The sequence below is a fragment of the Ruegeria sp. genome (assembly GCF_965243365.1).
Lineage (GTDB): Bacteria > Pseudomonadota > Alphaproteobacteria > Rhodobacterales > Rhodobacteraceae > Ruegeria.
Genome location: NZ_CBDEUW010000002.1, coordinates 2,925,035 through 2,941,006, shown reverse-complemented (window position 1 = coordinate 2,941,006; position 15,972 = coordinate 2,925,035). Strand labels below are relative to the sequence as shown.

The 15,972-nt window shown below is 59.9% G+C and carries 20 protein-coding genes; 2 read left to right on the top strand and 18 right to left on the bottom strand.

Annotated elements, in window-relative coordinates; all coding sequences use genetic code 11:
- Positions 1-5 precede the first annotated feature (5 nt).
- The 11 genes from ACP0GE_RS18310 to ACP0GE_RS18260 form a co-directional block, all read right to left on the bottom strand.
- Complete coding sequence (locus ACP0GE_RS18310) at positions 6-668, bottom strand: phage tail tape measure protein (RefSeq protein ID WP_424833337.1); 663 nt, start codon at positions 666-668, stop codon at positions 6-8.
- Positions 655-864, bottom strand: coding sequence for a rcc01693 family protein (locus tag ACP0GE_RS18305; protein WP_424833336.1), 210 nt, complete (start codon positions 862-864; stop codon positions 655-657). The genes ACP0GE_RS18310 and ACP0GE_RS18305 overlap by 14 nt, the downstream gene beginning before the upstream one ends.
- Positions 861-1,175, bottom strand: a complete 315-nt coding sequence (locus ACP0GE_RS18300; protein WP_424833335.1) for a gene transfer agent family protein — start codon at positions 1,173-1,175, stop codon at positions 861-863. The genes ACP0GE_RS18305 and ACP0GE_RS18300 overlap by 4 nt, the downstream gene beginning before the upstream one ends.
- Positions 1,175-1,588 carry a phage major tail protein, TP901-1 family gene (locus ACP0GE_RS18295; protein WP_039536206.1) on the bottom strand — a complete coding sequence of 138 codons (414 nt, stop codon included), beginning with the start codon at positions 1,586-1,588 and terminating at the stop codon, positions 1,175-1,177. Before ACP0GE_RS18295 ends, ACP0GE_RS18300 begins: the two co-directional genes overlap by 1 nt.
- 20 nt (positions 1,589-1,608) lie before the next feature.
- The gene (locus tag ACP0GE_RS18290) at positions 1,609-2,022 is read right to left on the bottom strand and encodes a DUF3168 domain-containing protein (protein ID WP_424833334.1); all 414 of its coding nucleotides are present in this window, start codon (positions 2,020-2,022) and stop codon (positions 1,609-1,611) included.
- Positions 2,019-2,357 (bottom strand): phage head closure protein, encoded by a 339-nt coding sequence (locus ACP0GE_RS18285; RefSeq protein WP_424833333.1) that lies wholly within the window; start codon positions 2,355-2,357, stop codon positions 2,019-2,021. The genes ACP0GE_RS18290 and ACP0GE_RS18285 overlap by 4 nt, the downstream gene beginning before the upstream one ends.
- Positions 2,354-2,953, bottom strand: coding sequence for a head-tail connector protein (locus tag ACP0GE_RS18280; RefSeq protein ID WP_424833332.1), 600 nt, complete (start codon positions 2,951-2,953; stop codon positions 2,354-2,356). Before ACP0GE_RS18280 ends, ACP0GE_RS18285 begins: the two co-directional genes overlap by 4 nt.
- Positions 2,954-3,123: 170 nt before the next feature.
- Positions 3,124-4,302 carry a phage major capsid protein gene (locus ACP0GE_RS18275; RefSeq protein WP_424833331.1) on the bottom strand — a complete coding sequence of 393 codons (1,179 nt, stop codon included), beginning with the start codon at positions 4,300-4,302 and terminating at the stop codon, positions 3,124-3,126.
- A gap of 34 nt (positions 4,303-4,336) precedes the next feature.
- On the bottom strand, positions 4,337-4,882 hold the full coding sequence (locus tag ACP0GE_RS18270) for an HK97 family phage prohead protease (RefSeq protein ID WP_424833330.1): 546 nt from the start codon (positions 4,880-4,882) through the stop codon (positions 4,337-4,339).
- Between the two features lie 26 nt (positions 4,883-4,908).
- The gene (locus ACP0GE_RS18265; protein WP_424833329.1) at positions 4,909-5,127 is read right to left on the bottom strand and encodes a GTA head formation protein, RCAP_rcc01685 family; all 219 of its coding nucleotides are present in this window, start codon (positions 5,125-5,127) and stop codon (positions 4,909-4,911) included.
- Complete coding sequence (locus ACP0GE_RS18260; protein ID WP_424833328.1) at positions 5,120-6,280, bottom strand: phage portal protein; 1,161 nt, start codon at positions 6,278-6,280, stop codon at positions 5,120-5,122. The genes ACP0GE_RS18265 and ACP0GE_RS18260 overlap by 8 nt, the downstream gene beginning before the upstream one ends.
- A 268-nt stretch (positions 6,281-6,548) precedes the next feature.
- Here ACP0GE_RS18260 and ACP0GE_RS18255 point away from each other — a divergent pair, with 268 nt between their 5' ends.
- Positions 6,549-7,112 carry a hypothetical protein gene (locus ACP0GE_RS18255; protein ID WP_424833327.1) on the top strand — a complete coding sequence of 188 codons (564 nt, stop codon included), beginning with the start codon at positions 6,549-6,551 and terminating at the stop codon, positions 7,110-7,112.
- A 70-nt stretch (positions 7,113-7,182) separates the two neighbouring features.
- On the opposite strand, the gene ACP0GE_RS18250 is transcribed toward ACP0GE_RS18255, so the two are convergent.
- Together ACP0GE_RS18250 and ACP0GE_RS18245 are read right to left on the bottom strand one after the other, a co-directional pair.
- On the bottom strand, positions 7,183-8,409 hold the full coding sequence (locus tag ACP0GE_RS18250; RefSeq protein ID WP_424833869.1) for a DNA-packaging protein: 1,227 nt from the start codon (positions 8,407-8,409) through the stop codon (positions 7,183-7,185).
- Between the two features lie 582 nt (positions 8,410-8,991).
- Positions 8,992-9,879: a DMT family transporter gene (locus ACP0GE_RS18245; protein ID WP_424833326.1), complete on the bottom strand. Its 888-nt coding sequence runs from the start codon at positions 9,877-9,879 to the stop codon at positions 8,992-8,994.
- Between the two features lie 389 nt (positions 9,880-10,268).
- Between ACP0GE_RS18245 and ACP0GE_RS18240 the strand changes: the two genes are divergently transcribed.
- Positions 10,269-11,534 (top strand): DEAD/DEAH box helicase, encoded by a 1,266-nt coding sequence (locus ACP0GE_RS18240; RefSeq protein WP_424833325.1) that lies wholly within the window; start codon positions 10,269-10,271, stop codon positions 11,532-11,534.
- A gap of 62 nt (positions 11,535-11,596) precedes the next feature.
- Here ACP0GE_RS18240 and mltG read toward each other — a convergent pair whose 3' ends face one another.
- From mltG to ACP0GE_RS18215, 5 genes are all read right to left on the bottom strand, one after another.
- A complete protein-coding gene (gene mltG, locus ACP0GE_RS18235; protein WP_424833324.1) occupies positions 11,597-12,754 on the bottom strand; it encodes an endolytic transglycosylase MltG in 1,158 nt (385 codons plus the stop codon).
- The gene (gene fabF / locus ACP0GE_RS18230; protein ID WP_424833323.1) at positions 12,755-14,020 is read right to left on the bottom strand and encodes a beta-ketoacyl-ACP synthase II; all 1,266 of its coding nucleotides are present in this window, start codon (positions 14,018-14,020) and stop codon (positions 12,755-12,757) included.
- A gap of 175 nt (positions 14,021-14,195) precedes the next feature.
- A complete protein-coding gene (locus ACP0GE_RS18225) occupies positions 14,196-14,939 on the bottom strand; it encodes a HisA/HisF-related TIM barrel protein (protein WP_424833322.1) in 744 nt (247 codons plus the stop codon).
- Positions 14,940-15,061: 122 nt separating this feature from the next.
- Complete coding sequence (locus tag ACP0GE_RS18220) at positions 15,062-15,595, bottom strand: GNAT family N-acetyltransferase (protein WP_424833321.1); 534 nt, start codon at positions 15,593-15,595, stop codon at positions 15,062-15,064.
- Between the two features lie 138 nt (positions 15,596-15,733).
- Entirely contained in the window at positions 15,734-15,967 is a 234-nt protein-coding gene (locus ACP0GE_RS18215; protein WP_008756330.1) for an acyl carrier protein, read from the bottom strand.
- Positions 15,968-15,972: the final 5 nt, after the last annotated feature.

Genomic DNA, 15,972 nt, shown 5'->3' with positions numbered 1-15,972 from the left:
TCCCCTTATCTGTTACGATTGCCGCGACCCAGGGCGCGGCTCATCTGTGCCGCGATCTGGCCCTGAGATCGGCGAAATCCTTGCACATCGGGTGTTGTAATATTCATCACCACATTCACGGCGCGCCCACCGCCCTGCGTACGCACGCCAAGCTTGCCATCCGCCCCACGCGCCAGCGGCATGATCGCCTCGGGACCCGCCTCACCCATCAACCCGGTGCCGCCACGCATCGGGAACATGGTCGGGCTGCTGACCACACCGCCATTGGCAAACGGCATCACGCGGCCTTGGGAAAAACTGCCGCCATCGGCAAACGGCAAAATGCCCTGCACCAGACTGCCAACCCCATTGGCCAACATTCCGCCAAAATGGTCTGTCACCGGCTTAATTGCGGCCGCATAGGCCGTCTGGATCAAGGAATTCTTCAGAATGTCGAGCGCACCCGAGAGGTTCATTCCGTCCAGCACCACGCCATCAAACGCCTTGCGTAACCCGCCGGACATGCCGCGTTCCAGCGTCGCCACATCCTTGCCGGTTTCCTCAAAGGCAGCTCTAATCCGCTGCATCTGGCCATCAAAGGCCGAGGCCATCGTGGCGGCGTCGCCCAGCGCGTCGCCCAGCGCCTCTCCCCGCTCCTGCAGGTCGTCAAAACCTTCACGATCCGTCATCACGCTCTCCTTGTGTCTTGTCCGGATAGGCCGCCAGCAGCGCATCCAGCCCCGCCCGGTTCATCGCAGGCATCCCGGCGCCCTGCCCCAGCATCAGCCGCAGCTCGGCCGGAGTCAGACGCCAGAACTGATCCGGCGTCAGACGCAGGCCCAGAAACCCGGCCCGCATCAGCGCGGGCCAGTCGAGCCCGCTCACTCGGGCACCATGAAGGCCCGCGCCAGCAACTCAGCTGCCGCCTTGGCCCCCGCCATCGGCCCGCCTTCGATCTCGGCATGCAGCAGGTCATCGCGGGTCACCTGTGCCCCGCCACCGCGCAGCCCAGCGACAAGCAAGGCCAGCACATCGCTGCTGGAATAAGCGCCGCCCTCAAACCGCTGCACCAGTTCGACCAGCGACCCGGCCTGCAGTTCCTGTTCCAACTCCGCCAAAGCGCCCAAAGTCAGTTTGAGCACCCGCTGCTCCCCATCGATGGTCAGCGCCACCTCGCCCGTCCACGGATTGGCCATCAGAGCGCCGTAAAGCTCAGCGCACCGGCGCTTGCCATGCTCATCTCATAGGTCGCCTCACCGTTATGCGAGCCCGCATATTCGATGCTGCTGACCTGAAACGGCCCTTCGACGATGCCAAAATCAGGGATGATCACCTGAAAACCGGGCGTCTCGCCGTCAAAAAACAACTGACGCGCCCTTTCGTCCGTGCCTTCATCCTTGAACACACCCGAGCCCGAGATCGCGGCCGATTTGACCCCCGCCCCCGACAGCAGCTCACGCCACCCGCCCTGGCTTTCCAGACTGGTGACATCGACGCTTTCTGCATTGAAACTGATCCGCGTGGCGCGCAGGCCCGCGATGGTCTCGAACAGGCCGGTGCCGTTCATATCCACTTTGACCAACAGGTCTTTTCCGTTCTGGGCAGCCATTTGCTCTCTCCGTTGATTGCTTAGTCATCTTCCACGCGGGCGCGGAATCTCAGATCGATCTGGCGGATCGCACCGCCGGTTCCCGTGCGCCGGGCGCTGGCGCGTTCGAACCAGAGACCCACCAGATGGCCCCTATCCAAACTCAGCGCCGCGCCTTCCAGCGCGTCACACACCGCGCCTGCCAGCGTTTTGGCCGCGCCAAACCCCGCCGCCTCGGACACCACCGAGACCGTGAACCGATGCACGGCCCCCACAGCCGACCGGTCCGAGGCGTCGCGCACCTCCTCCGGTCCCAAAGTCACGTAGGTCTGCGGCACCGTGCCCGACGGCACCGCGTCATAGATCGCGCCAGCCGACAGAGCGCCCACCTGCGCGTCGCCCGCCAATTGCTGAAACACCGCCGCCTGCAAAGCAGCAGAAACGCCATAGCTCATGCCGCCACCTCTTCATCTGCAAAACAGGTCAGGTACTGGCCGCGCCCGTCTCGTTCAGCCACAGCGCGGATCACGAACCGGCGCGCGCCCTCACGGAACCGCTGATCCGGAGCAGGCCGCATCGACGACCCATCGGGTGCGCCGCGCACCACGATCCGATAGCCAACCCGCGACACCGAGGCCCCGCCTATTGCGCGTTCCGCCCCACTGCGCGCCGTCACCTCGGCCCAAAGCGCGCCCAACGCGGTCCAGGTCTCGGTATAACCCCCTGCGCCATCGGCACTACGAACCGGAGCTTCCAAAACCAGTTTACGATTCAGTCGCGGCACATTCATTGAGCCACTCCTGCGCCGAAACGTATCGTGCGATAGCGCTGGATCAGGCTGGTGACACCAAACGGCATGCACCCCGCGCCCAGCGCCGTCTCATCGCGATATTCATAATAATGCGCCGCCAGCAGCAGTACCGATTGCCCCAGATCAGCGGGTAATCCGCCCCAATCCGCAGCCATTCCTGCCGTGAAGACAACCTTCACCGATCCGCCCGTCTGCATCGTTGGTAAACAAGACCCTGCCGGACGCAATCGCGGGCGCTGAACGTCGCGCTCCAACCGGTAGGCCGCTGCATCCACCACGGTCTCGACCCCTGCCGCATCCATCAGCTTCACCGATCCAATCGCCCCTACCGGAGCCACCGGCAGCACTTCACCTGCCGTGTCACGCCAGCCATTCAGGCTCCATGAAAAGTCACGCTCGATCAGGGCCTTACCCGTACGCGCCTCAATCGCCGCAATGGCCGCGCGCAGAAAGCCCTTCAGAACCTCGTCCTGCACATTCTCTTCAGCAAAGCCCGTGCCCAGCCGCAGATGCGCCTTGAACTGATCCACCGGCAGCGCCGCATCCGCGATGGCGGTTTCTTCGATCAACATCATCCATTCACTCCGCAATCTCGGACCCCTCCGGGGGCCACTTCAGGAAAATGACGGGCACGCGCCGCCCCACGTTGCTCGGACGGAGGGGAGCAGCTAGACAACGCAGAGGATCTCACCCCGGCCCGCGCCCGCCGCCCGAGGGGCCAATGGCCCCCCGGATCCGCCACCGCTTAGGCGGTGCCGAATTTCACCAGTTTGATTGCGGCAAAGTCACTCACATCGCCGCCTACACGCTTGGTCGCGTAGAACAGGACATGCGGCTTGGCGCTGAACGGGTCGCGCAGCACGCGCAGATCAGGACGCTCGGCAATGGTATAGCCCGCCTGGAAGTCACCAAAGGCAATCGAGAAGCTATCCGTGCCCGCATCCGGCATATCCTCGGCAATCAGCACAGGATAGCCCATCAGACGCGCGGGCTCACCTGCGGCCAGACCATCCGACCACAAGAAGCGGCCATCGCTGTCTTTCAGCTTGCGGATCACACCGGCGGTTTTCGAGTTCATCACGAAGGTACCATTAACCCGGTACTGCGCGCCCAGCGCATAGACCACATCGACAATCGCATCCGCATCAACACCACCATCAATGCCGGTTGGCACATAGCCGATATTGCCCCAAGCCCAGACATCATTGTCGACCTTGGTGTGGTTCAGGATACCATTGGGTTTGTCCGCCCCATCGCCCGAGATAAACGCCGCCGCCTCGGCCCGCGCAAACTTGTCGGCAATCCGACCGGCCAGCCAGCCCTCGACATCAAACGCGCTGTCATCCAGCAGACGTTGCGAGGCCTTGGGCAACGCACTCAACTCATGCAGGGCAATCGAGATACGGTCAATCGACGGGGTCGCCGTCTCGGTCGCAGCCGCATTCTCATCCGCCCAGCCCGCGCCGACGTCGGTGTGGTCGATCAGCACGTCGAAGGAATTCGCCTCGACATTCACCACCGACGCAATCGAGCGGATCGAGGCGGTGGATTTCAACACCGATTTGATGATTTCCGCCGTCTGCGGATCAACCAGATAACCGCCATCGCTGTTCACCGCGCTGGACAGAGATTTAGACTCCACCTCAAGCCCGCGCAGCCCGTCATCCTCACCCGAACGCACATAAGCATCAAAGGCCTTCTGATGCGAGGCTCCGTCTTCGATGGATGCCGCAAGATGCGGGCGCGCCGCGATGGTTGATTTACGATCCAGCATGGTCAGTCGCTCTTCTGTCTGTTGCATTTTGGTTTCAACTTCGGCCTTGAGGCCCTTGAATTCATTCACGAAGCCAGCCATCGCCTGCTTCACCTCCTGAACCAGGGGCGCACCCTCTCCAGTCAAGGCCGGGGTCTCGGTCTTGCTCATCAGCACTTCCTTTTTGGGTGGGGTTTGAGGCGCGCTAGATCCGCGCCAGCTCCTGCCGGGCGTCCTGGAACACCTCGGCAATACTGCGCCAAGTGTTTTCAGCGTCAGGCTCAAAACCCTTCGCCGCCACCCGCGCACTGGGCAGCATCGGGAAGGTCACCAAGGACACCTCCCACAGCTCCAGTTCGGTCAGGACACGTTGGCCCTTGTCATTCTTCACAGCCCGCTTGGTGCGATAGCCGATCGACAGGCCGTCAATCGCACCGGCGCGGATCAGTTCCGCCGCCTCGCGACCCTTCTGCGTGCTTTCCAGCAGACGCCCCTTGACCAGCAGGCCCCGGTCATCCTCATGCACCTCGTCCCAGACGCCGATGGGTTGCGCGGGATCGTGCTGCCACAGCATCTTGACCCGCTGTCCCGCCTTTTCCAGCGCCGCCAACGAGGCACGATATGCCCCCCTCTGGACGACGTCGCTGCCCTGATCGGCCTGACCAAACAGACTGGCATAACCTTCGATCATCGCATCCTCAGTCACCGACAACCCATCACCAAAGCGCGCAAACTTATGTTCCAAATCCATAAACTTCTCCATGTAACCCACTGAATTCATGGCGCTACCACAAGGAATGACTGAAATGCCTGCGCCAGGATCACCGCAGCAACCCCATAGACCGTCAGCCACAAGCGTTTCTCCAGCCGCTCCATCATCTCTTCGATCTGATCCAGCCGCCGACACATGTGACCGTGCTGGATCTCGGCCACCCGCTCATGCGCTGCCAAGCGCAAGCCGGGCGCGCAATCGAACGGAGGATACCCCTCAGACATCCGCGCGCTCCGGCAGCCCCAGCAGCGCCCGCTTTTCGGCATCGCTCAGGAAATCCGCCCCGCTGACCCGCGCCCATTGCGCGTCCCGCTCGGCAGACAGCGCGGGCACCTGATCCAGATCCGGCTTCAGCACCAACTCCTCGCCGGAAAAGCCCGCAAGCCACTCCGACACAGCCGCCGCCACCCGCGTCACCAGAGGCAATACGGTCAGGCGATAAAACGCCCGGTTGGCCTCCTGATAGTTCGAATAGGTCGCGTCGCCTTGTATCCCCAGCAGCATCGGCGGGACGCCAAAGGCCAGCGCGATCTCGCGGGCGGCGGCTTCCTTGGTCTTTTGAAACTCCATATCGGACGGAGAGAACCCCATCGGCTTCCAATCCAAGCCCCCTTCCAGAACCATCGGTCGCCCGGCATTCCGTGCCCCGCGATAGTTCTGCTCGATCTCGTCCGACAGACGCCGGAACTGATCCTCGGCCATCACCCCATGGCCATCGCCCTTCCACACCAGCGCCCCCGAAGGCCGCGCTGCATTGTCCAACAACGATTTCGACCACCGAGACGCGCTGTTATGCACATCAATCGCCATCGCCGCCGCCTGCATCGGCGAGAACCCATAATGGTCATCCTGAGGGTGGAACGACTTGATATGACAGATGTTTTCCGCCGCAAACCGGTGCTTCTTGCCGCCCACAGCGTAATCATACGCCTTGGGCCATCCATCCGCGCCCGGCACCACGCTCATCCGGTCCGAACGCAACACGTGCAGCTCAACCGGCAGGCCTTCCTCAGCCTGCACTGCCTCAACATAGGCATTGCCTGACAGCAGCAACTGCCCGAACAGCGCCTCCATCAACTCCGCCCGCCCCTGCGCCGCATTCGGACGCCGCATCAGGGACAGGATCGGATGAGTATCAAACCGCTGCGCCTGATCCTGCAACACCAAAGGCAACGCCGCCGCCGCCTCGGCGATCAGCTTGACGGATCGAAACCCCACCGGGTTCCCCGAAAATCCCGTCCGCGTCAGTGACACCGCATCCCTGGGGCTCCACGCCACGCGCCCACCCGTCTGCCACGCCACCACGGGCCCCGCCGCGCTCGCCTTCGCCTCGGGTGCTTGATCAGCCGATCCACGACGCAAGAAATCGAATACCATCTGTGCTCCTTTCTGCCGCCGCTCTGCCCGGCTTGTTGAAAGGAGTTATGACGGAAAGAAGTTTAGGGCTTGGGAATGGGGCGTACGGGGGTTGGGCAACACAGTCGGCACAGTCGTTAGCTGTTGATTTGAGAACCATCAGCTTGACAAAGCACGGGTCTTTCTTCGCAAGCACAGCCTAATTTTTCTAGATTATCGTCTACCAAGGATTGATTACTCGAAAGTCACCACATAGCGTTTTTTCTCAGATACAACCTAAGGACATACAATGAGAAAACTCTGGTTATCATTAATTTTGGCGGCATTATTTGGGCCTCTGCAAGCATTGGCGCAATCTCACCTTGGCTACGACTATAGAAACCTGAAGAAAGGCACAGTCTTTGTGTATGAACGATCTTCAGGAGAAGAGTTTGAGCTTCGTTTTGTTGGAAAACGTCAAAATCTCTATGTTTTTGAGGCCCACAGCATAAACGGAAATAACAAGATTTATGACCGTACGATATACCGAAACGTCAAAGGGCAAACTGTCCGAATGGAACGATCCGACGGCGCCACTATTAAGTACGAGCCGCACAATTGTTTTCTTGTCGTTGGGCAATGCGATCACGTTGTCTTCGACCGAAACGGAAACCCCGGGAAGTATCGAGCAAACGGCAAGCTTACAAATCGAGGTTACACGCAAACTACTGAGTATCTAAACGGCTCCAAGTTTGAGCCGTTCATGAAGGTACGCATGAAATTTGACAAAGACGGGCGAGAGGTAACGCGTCAGATACAGCAAGGCGGAAAGAAATCTCAGATCGACTTAAAGAAAGTTATTATTCCGAACTAGCTATTCGGCTTTCTGGCTTCTTGAGCAGAAGATACGCGCTTGATCAAAGGGGTCTCTTTAAGAGAACCCGTTAAAACGTCCGCACCCGAGGTCGCCGATACGCCCCCGCAGGCCCCACAATCAACTCATGCAGCGCCCAGACCAGCGCGTCGACCCGGTCGGGCGAGCCTTGCCCTTCGAACCCCCGCGCGGTCATTTGGCACATCTGCTCCTCCAGCGTGTCCAGACCCGCCACATGGCGCACCCTTCCCTGCTCGTAGAGCGCCGCCACAGGCTCGGCCCGCGCGACCTTGCCGCGTGAGGCCCGCACCGCGCGATAAGGGACCAGAGGGTCCACCTGCCGCACGACCTCTTCCACCAATTGCCCGCCCTGATTGACCTCGGCCACCAGCCGCTCGGCCCCGAACTCGTCCATCGCGTCAATCGCCGCCTGCGCCCAGCCCGCCGGGCCAACGCCCTGCACCGTCCGGTCGGCCAGCACATAGGCGCGCCACCCCTCGGGCGGCCCCTGCACCTGCGCGCCGACAACAACGATCCCGCAGGCATCCGCATCTGCTCCAGCCGTCACCGCCGGATCCAGCGCCACAACGATGCGATCCAACGCGGGTACTTGCGCGCAGCGCGCCGCATCCAGCATTGACCCCGTCCACAGTGCGCCCTCGGCATCTGACAGTAGCACCCCGTCCAGCTCCTGCCGCCCCAGCCGCGTGCCTGCATAGCGCGTGCGCACCTCCTCTAGAAACGACTCCGCCAGATTGGCCCGGTTCGCCTCGGTCGGCGCATGGGTCTGCACGGTGGACGGCGACGCCAGCAACTCCTTCAAAACCTTCACATTGCGCGGTGTCGTGGTCACGCAAACCCTAGGCCGATCCCCCAAGCGCAGCGCAAATTGCAGCATATCCCAGGTCTCGCCCGCCTTTTTCCACTTGGCCAGTTCATCCACCCAGGCCGCATCGAATTGCGGTCCGCGCAACCCCTCGGGATCATGCGCCGAAAACGCCTGCGCCTCGGCCCCGTTTGGCCAGACCAGCTTGCGTTCCGACGCCTTCCACACAGGCCGTCGATCGGGCGGCGAGCATTGTAATATCCCACTATCCCCAAAGATCATCACATCGCGCACCTGATCGTAGGTCTCGCCGACCAGAGCCACGCGAGATGCCTCGCCCTTATCCAGCGGCAAAGACCCCTCAACCATCGACCGTACCCATTCAGACCCGGCTCGGGTCTTGCCTGCCCCACGCCCGCCCATGATCACCCAGGACCGCCAGTCGCCCTCGGGCGGCAACTGATGCGGCAGCGCCCAGAACTCGAACAGGAAAGGGAGGGCACACAGCCCCCCCTCCCCGATCTCACTCAGAAATCTGTCCCGCACCGCAGCATCGGCGGAGGCGAGCCAGCCTGCACCCAATCTCAAATCGAGCGTGCTCAAGGTCGAGCGCGTAGCCCCCTTGGGCAATTCCGGCTTGTCTGTGATGTTGTTCGACAAAATTCGCCTCCACTTTCTGACAGGTTCGGATCAGCCCCTCTAGCTGACCGATCTGCCGTGCTGAACCAGCAAGATCTGCATCCTCCCCGGCTCCGATCTGCCTGCGCAGTTCTTCCGCTGCCTGGCGCAGATCGCGAATGGATCGCTCCAACGACTGCAACAAGTCAGCCGTCTGGGAAATCCGCTCCTCCGGGGTAATCAAAGTCATGTTTGCCTGTGACCTCATGCGTGAGTTTTCTCCGCACGAGAGAAACGAAAAACGGCCGCCGGGTCGCCCCGGGGCCGTTGCCCACCTCTTCTAGCATGCCATATTCAATACCAATAAAGACGCGCAAAGTCAATATGTTACGCAACACTTGCGCAACAAACGCCGAACGATCTGTTTAGAAATTGTTATCCTCTGGCGATTTCAAGAAACGCCGCGCTGACGATCAGGGCGGCGCCCACGGCCTCACGAAGACCAAATGGTTCGCCCGACAAAACCGCCGCCGAGATCAGCCCGACCACGACCTCGCTCATCAACAGCAACCCGACCCGCGCCGGCGTCAGCTTGGTCGCAGGCCAGATGGTCAAAAAGATCATGGGAAGCGTATAGATGACGGACAAAAGCGCAACGGGCAGAGCGCCAACGATGACGGCCGTTTCCGATCCAGAGGCCGTGCCCCCTGAACTGAACACCAGGCTGACCAAAGATAGGACCAACGCGCCAAGTATAAAGGCGAAAACCTGCCCCGGCACAGAAATTCCCTGCGAGCGATAGACGCCAAGCGTTCCCAAGGCCCAGGCGATACCGGACACCAGAGCGGCCCAGTCGCCCGTTTTACTGGGCCAGGGAAATCCCTGCTCTCCGCCCAGCACAGTGAACATGCCACCAAGACCACACAACAACCCCAGCATGCGCGTGACGCCCAGACGTTCTCTGAGAAATATGATACCGACCAGCGTGCCCCAAACGGGTGTCAGGTAAAACAACAGAATTGCGCGCACAACATCGGTATATATCAGGCTGATCGTAAACAGACCAAAAGCTGCGCCGGTGAACACGCCGCTAAAGATCAGGTCACGCCAATCCCGTATCAGTTGCCACCGCTCGCGCCACAGAAATGGAAGCAAGCCGACCAGGGCCGCTGTGTACATGACGATCCCCGGCCAGGCACCGCTCAGCCCCTGATCTACGAAATAGCGTACCGGGATCCAATAGAGGCCCCACATCGCCCCGCCCAGAACAAGGGCGAAACTGGCGACCTTCAAGCTGGAACCTTGCGTCTCTCTTACCGACATTGATTGTCCTGACTCATTCCGCTTTGGCCGCCCAACTTGCACGGCCTCAACCAGACAATCGTTGGCGTACCCGCCCCCAGAACGCCAGCGAAAAAACAACAATTGTCTGGTGTATCATCACGCTAGACACACCTGGCGCTTGACATTTGCGACCGCAGCAATCATGTGCCCCCAGACACAGCGCTGACGCGTGAGCATCTGCGGGCCGTAGCAGCCCCACAGCGCCCAAAATCCTAGTTCCCCATCACGCAGGGTTCTTGACGCGACGACCGGATGACGCAGGAACCGCCTGCGTGACTCGAGGTCTTGCTTAACCCTGTCGGTCGCAACAGTGCGGCCCAAAACCACCTGTCCGTGGGCGAAATTCGCGGGCTGAAAAGGATAGTTATTTGTTCGACTTCGACATGCTCGGCCTTGCGCCGGCCCTAAACGACGCGCTGAAACGCGCCAATTTTTCAAAACCTACGCCCATTCAGAACCAGGCCATCCCCCTTGCCCTGAACGGAAATGATATCTTGGGCTTGGCCCAGACCGGCACAGGTAAAACCCTGGCGTTCGGCCTGCCTTTGATCGACCACCTGCTTGCACAACCCGGCAAACCTGATCCGAAAACGGCCAAGGCGCTGATCCTTGCTCCGACCCGGGAATTGGTCAATCAGATCGCCGACAGCCTGCGTTCTCTGACCAAGGGCACCAAACTTCGGGTAGCTACGGTCGTGGGCGGCCAATCGATCAACAAACAGGTGATGTTTCTGGCCCGCGGTACTGATATTCTGGTCGCCACTCCCGGTCGCTTGATTGACCTGATGGAGCGCGGCGCCGTCAACCTGGGTTCCGTTCGTCATCTCGTTCTGGACGAAGCCGACCAGATGCTGGACCTGGGCTTCATTCATGCTCTGCGCAAAATCGCTCCGGCCCTGGGGACTCCGCGCCAAACCATGCTTTTCTCGGCGACCATGCCGAAACAGATGGAAGAACTCAGCCGCGCCTACCTGACAAACCCGCAACGCGTTCAGGTTTCTCCTCCGGGGAAAGCAGCAGATAAGATCACGCAGTCGCTGCATTTCGTCGGCAAACCCGAAAAACCGGCGAAGCTGCGTGAAATTCTATCACAAGACACAGATGCGCTGACTCTGGTCTTCACCCGAACCAAACACGGGGCTGAACGGCTAATGAAAGGGCTTGTCGCCGACGGGTACAACGCCGCCTCGATCCATGGCAACAAAAGCCAGGGGCAGCGCGACCGGGCGATCAAGGCGTTCCGCGCTGGAGAGGTCAACATCCTGGTCGCAACAGATGTGGCCGCACGGGGCATCGACATCCCGGGCGTCGCCTATGTCATCAATTTCGACCTGCCCGAGGTGCCCGACAACTACGTCCACCGCATCGGGCGCACCGCCCGGGCCGGACGCGAGGGTGAGGCAATTGCTTTCTGCGCCCCGGAAGAGGTCGATCTGCTGCGTCAGATTCAGAAACTCATGAAGATCGAAATCCCTGTGGCCAGTGGCACAATGCCCGAAGCGGCCGAAGCCAAAAAGCCAGGCAGTCGTTCCGGCAACCGGCGACGTGGGTTCAAACCCAAACCCGCCAACGGTGGTCAACCTTCCGCAGCGAACAAACGCCGTCGGCCGCGCCGCCGTCGCCCAGCCGCCTGAACAAAAAAGCCCCATGGCAAATCTGCCTTGGGGCTTTGCACTTCTACCAAACCTGAAGGGCGTCAGTTGCCCGAGTTTCTCTCGGCCTCGATCTCACGCCATTTGGCAACATTGCGATTGTGCTCGTCCAGCGTCTCTGCAAAGGCGTGACCGCCCGTGCCATCGGCAACAAAGAACACATAGTCCGTCTCATCCGGCGCAACCGCCGCCTCAAGACTAGCCAATCCCGGATTAGCAATCGGCGTCGGTGGCAACCCTTCGATCACGTAGGTATTCCAAGGAGTTGCCCGGCGCAGCTCACTTTGCCGCAAGCCGCGTCCCAGCGTACCCCTACCTTCGGTCACACCATAGATCACCGTTGGGTCGGTCTGCAGCCGCATCCCCTGATTCAGGCGATTCACAAACACGCTGGCCACTTGCCCACGCTCCTCCGGAACCCCAGTTTCCTTTTCGATGATCGACGCCAAGATCAACATCTCTTCGGGGCTGCTCAGAGGCAAGCCACCCTGTCGGTTTTCCCAAACTGCATCAACTCGTAACAGCTGTTTCTCGGTCATGTCCTGCAGAACGGCCACACGCTCGTCCCCCGGCCTCACCTCATAGCTGTCGGGGGCCAGCATGCCCTCGGGCGGGATTTCGGCAACCTCACCAGCCAGCACATCCATCGCCTTCAGCGCTTCGACAACCTGCCAGCTGGTCACACCCTCAGCCAGAGAAATCCGGTACCGCGTATCCGCCTCATCCCGTTTCTCGGTATAAACCGCCGGTGTTTCTTCTTCGCCGACTTCAAACGAGGCGATCTCAACAAAGTTCAGGGTCGCCGGGTCCAACTCACGCACGCGGGTCTGCAGGCGGGTTACGCCAATCCGGTACTCGATCTCAGTTCCGCAGGTACTGGCACCGCTGCGCGTGACTTCATCGATGATCTGCTCCATCGACGAACCTTCGCGCACCAGAAAGCTACCGGCCTTCAACTGCTGGGATTTGTCAGTGTAATCCGCCGCCATGCGAAAGATCGTGGCGTTGCTGATTGCGCCCTGATCTTCAAGGTCCCGACTGACACGTGTCATATTGGACCCGCTTTTGACCTGCAGGCAGATCGCAGTTTCCAAGGGTCCTTCAGCCTTGTATTGCGACTGCCCCCACAGGATCAGGCCACCCATCAGGAACAGCCCAACCACCAATACAGTCAGCGCGTTCGATGCAAGCGCGCGCCACATCTAGCTGACCTTTCCGAAGATCACACTCGCGTTGGTGCCGCCAAAGCCGAACGAGTTTGACAGGGCCACATTGATCTCACGCTCGCGCTTGGCGTTCGGGGCCAGATCGATCGGAGTTTCAACGGCAGGATTATCCAGATTGATCGTGGGCGGTGCCACCTGATCGCGGATCGCCAGGATCGAAAAGATCGCCTCAATAGCGCCAGCCGCACCCAGCAGGTGCCCGGTGGCCGATTTGGTCGAGGTCATGGTCGCATTGCCCGCGTGCTCGCCCAGCAAACGCTCCACAGCGCCTAGCTCAATCGTATCCGCCATGGTCGAGGTGCCATGCGCGTTGATATAGTCCAGATCCTTCGGCTCCAGCCCGGCGCTGCGCAAGGCGGCTTTCATCGAACGTTCGGCCCCGTCGCCATCCTCGGACGGTGCAGTGATGTGATAGGCGTCGCCGGACATGCCATAGCCCAGCACTTCGGCGTAGATTTTGGCGCCACGGGCTTTGGCGTGTTCGTAGTCTTCCAGAACTACAATACCTGCGCCCTCACCCATCACGAACCCGTCGCGATCTACATCATAAGGACGGCTCGCCTTTTTCGGATCGTCAGCATATTTGGTCGACAGCGCCTTACAGGCGTTGAACCCGGCAATACCGATCTCGCAGATACAGCCTTCGCCGCCACCGGCAATCATTACATCCGCATCGCCTGCGCGAATGATCCGGCTGGCATCTCCAATCGCATGTGCACCGGTCGAACAGGCCGTCACGACGGAATGGTTCGGTCCTTTAAACCCGAAACGGATCGAAACCTGACCCGAAGCCAGGTTGATCAGCGCGCCCGGAATAAAGAACGGTGAAACGCGGCGCGGACCCTTGTCCCGGATCAGGTTCGCCGTATCCGCGATAGAGCCAAGCCCACCGATCCCTGACCCGATCAGAACACCTGTCCGCAGACGATCTTCTTCATCTTCCGGTGTCCAGCCCGCATCCCGGCAAGCCATCTCAGCCGCAGCGATCGAATAAAGAATAAAGTCTTCGATCTTCCGTTGCTCTTTTGGCGACATCCAATCATCAGGATTGAACGTCCCGTCCGTTCCGTCACCGCGCGGAACTTCGCAGGCATAGGTCGTGGTTACGCCGCTTGCCTCAGCATCGAAATGCGTAATCGGGCCCGCACCGGACTCTCCGTCCAGCAGCCGTGACCATGTTTCCTCGACCCCACTGGCCAAAGGAGTGACCAATCCCAGACCGGTAACAACGACTCTGCGCATGAATTGCCTCTTGCCTGCTTCCTGTTATGAGAACCGCTCATACCCCGGCCCGGGGTCCGGGGGCAAGAGCAACGAGCTATTCGTACTGACTGCTCTTTCCTCCAATTGACCAGAAAGCAAAAAACCGCCTCTGGCATACGGGCGACCAGAGGCGGTTTCTTCAGAACGTTAAATACTACTGAAAATGCGCAACTGGCTCATGCGCAGATTTTGCTACGCTCAGCGCTTCTTCGATGCTCAGCGACTTACGGAACAAGGCCCGGCCCACAATCGCCCCGTCGATATTCGGAATGTAAGCCAAACGCGAGATATCATCAGCGGTCCGCACAACACCACTGGCGATGACTGGCGTTCGCGAATGGGTTGCGAGGCCGGAAATAAGCCCCAGCTGTGCTTCGACATCTTCCATATCGCTGTCGATATCAGTGACAAGTATCGAAGCAAAAGGCGTATTCTCAAAGGCATCGATGAAGGCTTCGGCTGTAAAGGCACTTTGACTGCGCCAACCTTCGGTCATCACGTAACCCTGCCAGACATCCACGGCCAGAACGATCTGATCCGGGTAACGCTTTGCAAGCTCTTTAACCAGAATCGGATCACGGGCCGCCAAGGTACCGATGACCACACGTCCGGCCCCCTTGTCGATCCAGTGCTCGACATGTTCGCGCGTCCGCATTCCGCCAGCCAACTGAACAGACATCTCAGCCGAGCGTATGATTTCCTCGACCAGAGACGCATTTGTATCCCGCCCCTCAATCGCGTCGAAATCAGTCAGTTGCATCCATTCCGCCCCGGCTGCCGACCAGCTTCGCGCGGTTTGCACCGGATCGACGTGCCATATCATTGGCTCGTCCAGGCGGCCTTTTTGAAGCGTGACGCACCGGCCATTCTGCAGTTCCATTGTTGGATAAATCATCATGACCCATATCCTCCGCTGAATCACTCTGTATTCAACGGTAGCATATCGCCCCGAACCGGACCCAAATCACTTGGGATCGGCAAAGTCGAGCCCGTTTGCGGCATCAAACAGCCCGACGTGTTTCACGCCAGTGCGGGTGGGCCGTTCCTGCGAAACAGATGCACCGGAGCATTCCGATACTCGGCTTCGCGCAGCTTGACGTAGCCAAGCTGTTCAGCAAGGTCTCGTGATCTGGCATTTTCCGCATCAACCATCGCGACCAACGGGCCTGGAATGACCCGATCAAACCAATCATGCGCGGCTTTTGCGGCCTCGTAGCCATAACCCTCACCTTCTGGCGCCAGAACCCAGCTTGCCTCGGGAAAAGGATCGAAGTCAGATCCAAGATCCCGGTTGCCATAAAAGAACCCAGCGTGACCTATCAAAGTGCGATTCGATTGCAGGACCACGCCCCATTGGCCAAATCCTGTCATCTGCCAATGCCCGGCATTGCGCAGGAACAAATCCCAGGCCTCACCACGTGTTCGTGGACAATACCCTGCATGGCGCAGAACCTCGGGGTCGCGCCAAATCTCTGCGAACCGGCCGAAATCCTCGGGCCGCATCGCGCACAGCGTCAGCCGTGCTGTGTTTATCATCGGGGTGGATCTTATCATGCCCTTGCCCGCTTGAAACTATGCCTCATCGGGCAGAGTGCGAACCGCCAAGGCGCTGTGCAAGAACAATTTTCAGCGGACAATAAAAAACGGCGCCTCCGTTGCCCGGAAGCGCCGCTTTTGCCAAAATCGATGCTATTAGGAAGCTTCGCTGATGAATTTGACCGCGTCGCCGAAGGTCTGAATGGTCTCGGCTGCGTCATCGGGGATCTCGATGCCGAACTCTTCTTCGAAGGCCATAACCAGCTCAACAGTGTCCAGGCTGTCTGCACCCAGATCGTCGATGAAGGAAGCGTTTTCCGCAACTTTGTCCTCTTCCACACCCAGGTGTTCAACAACGATCTTCTTAACGCGATCTGCGACGTCGCTCATGTCTA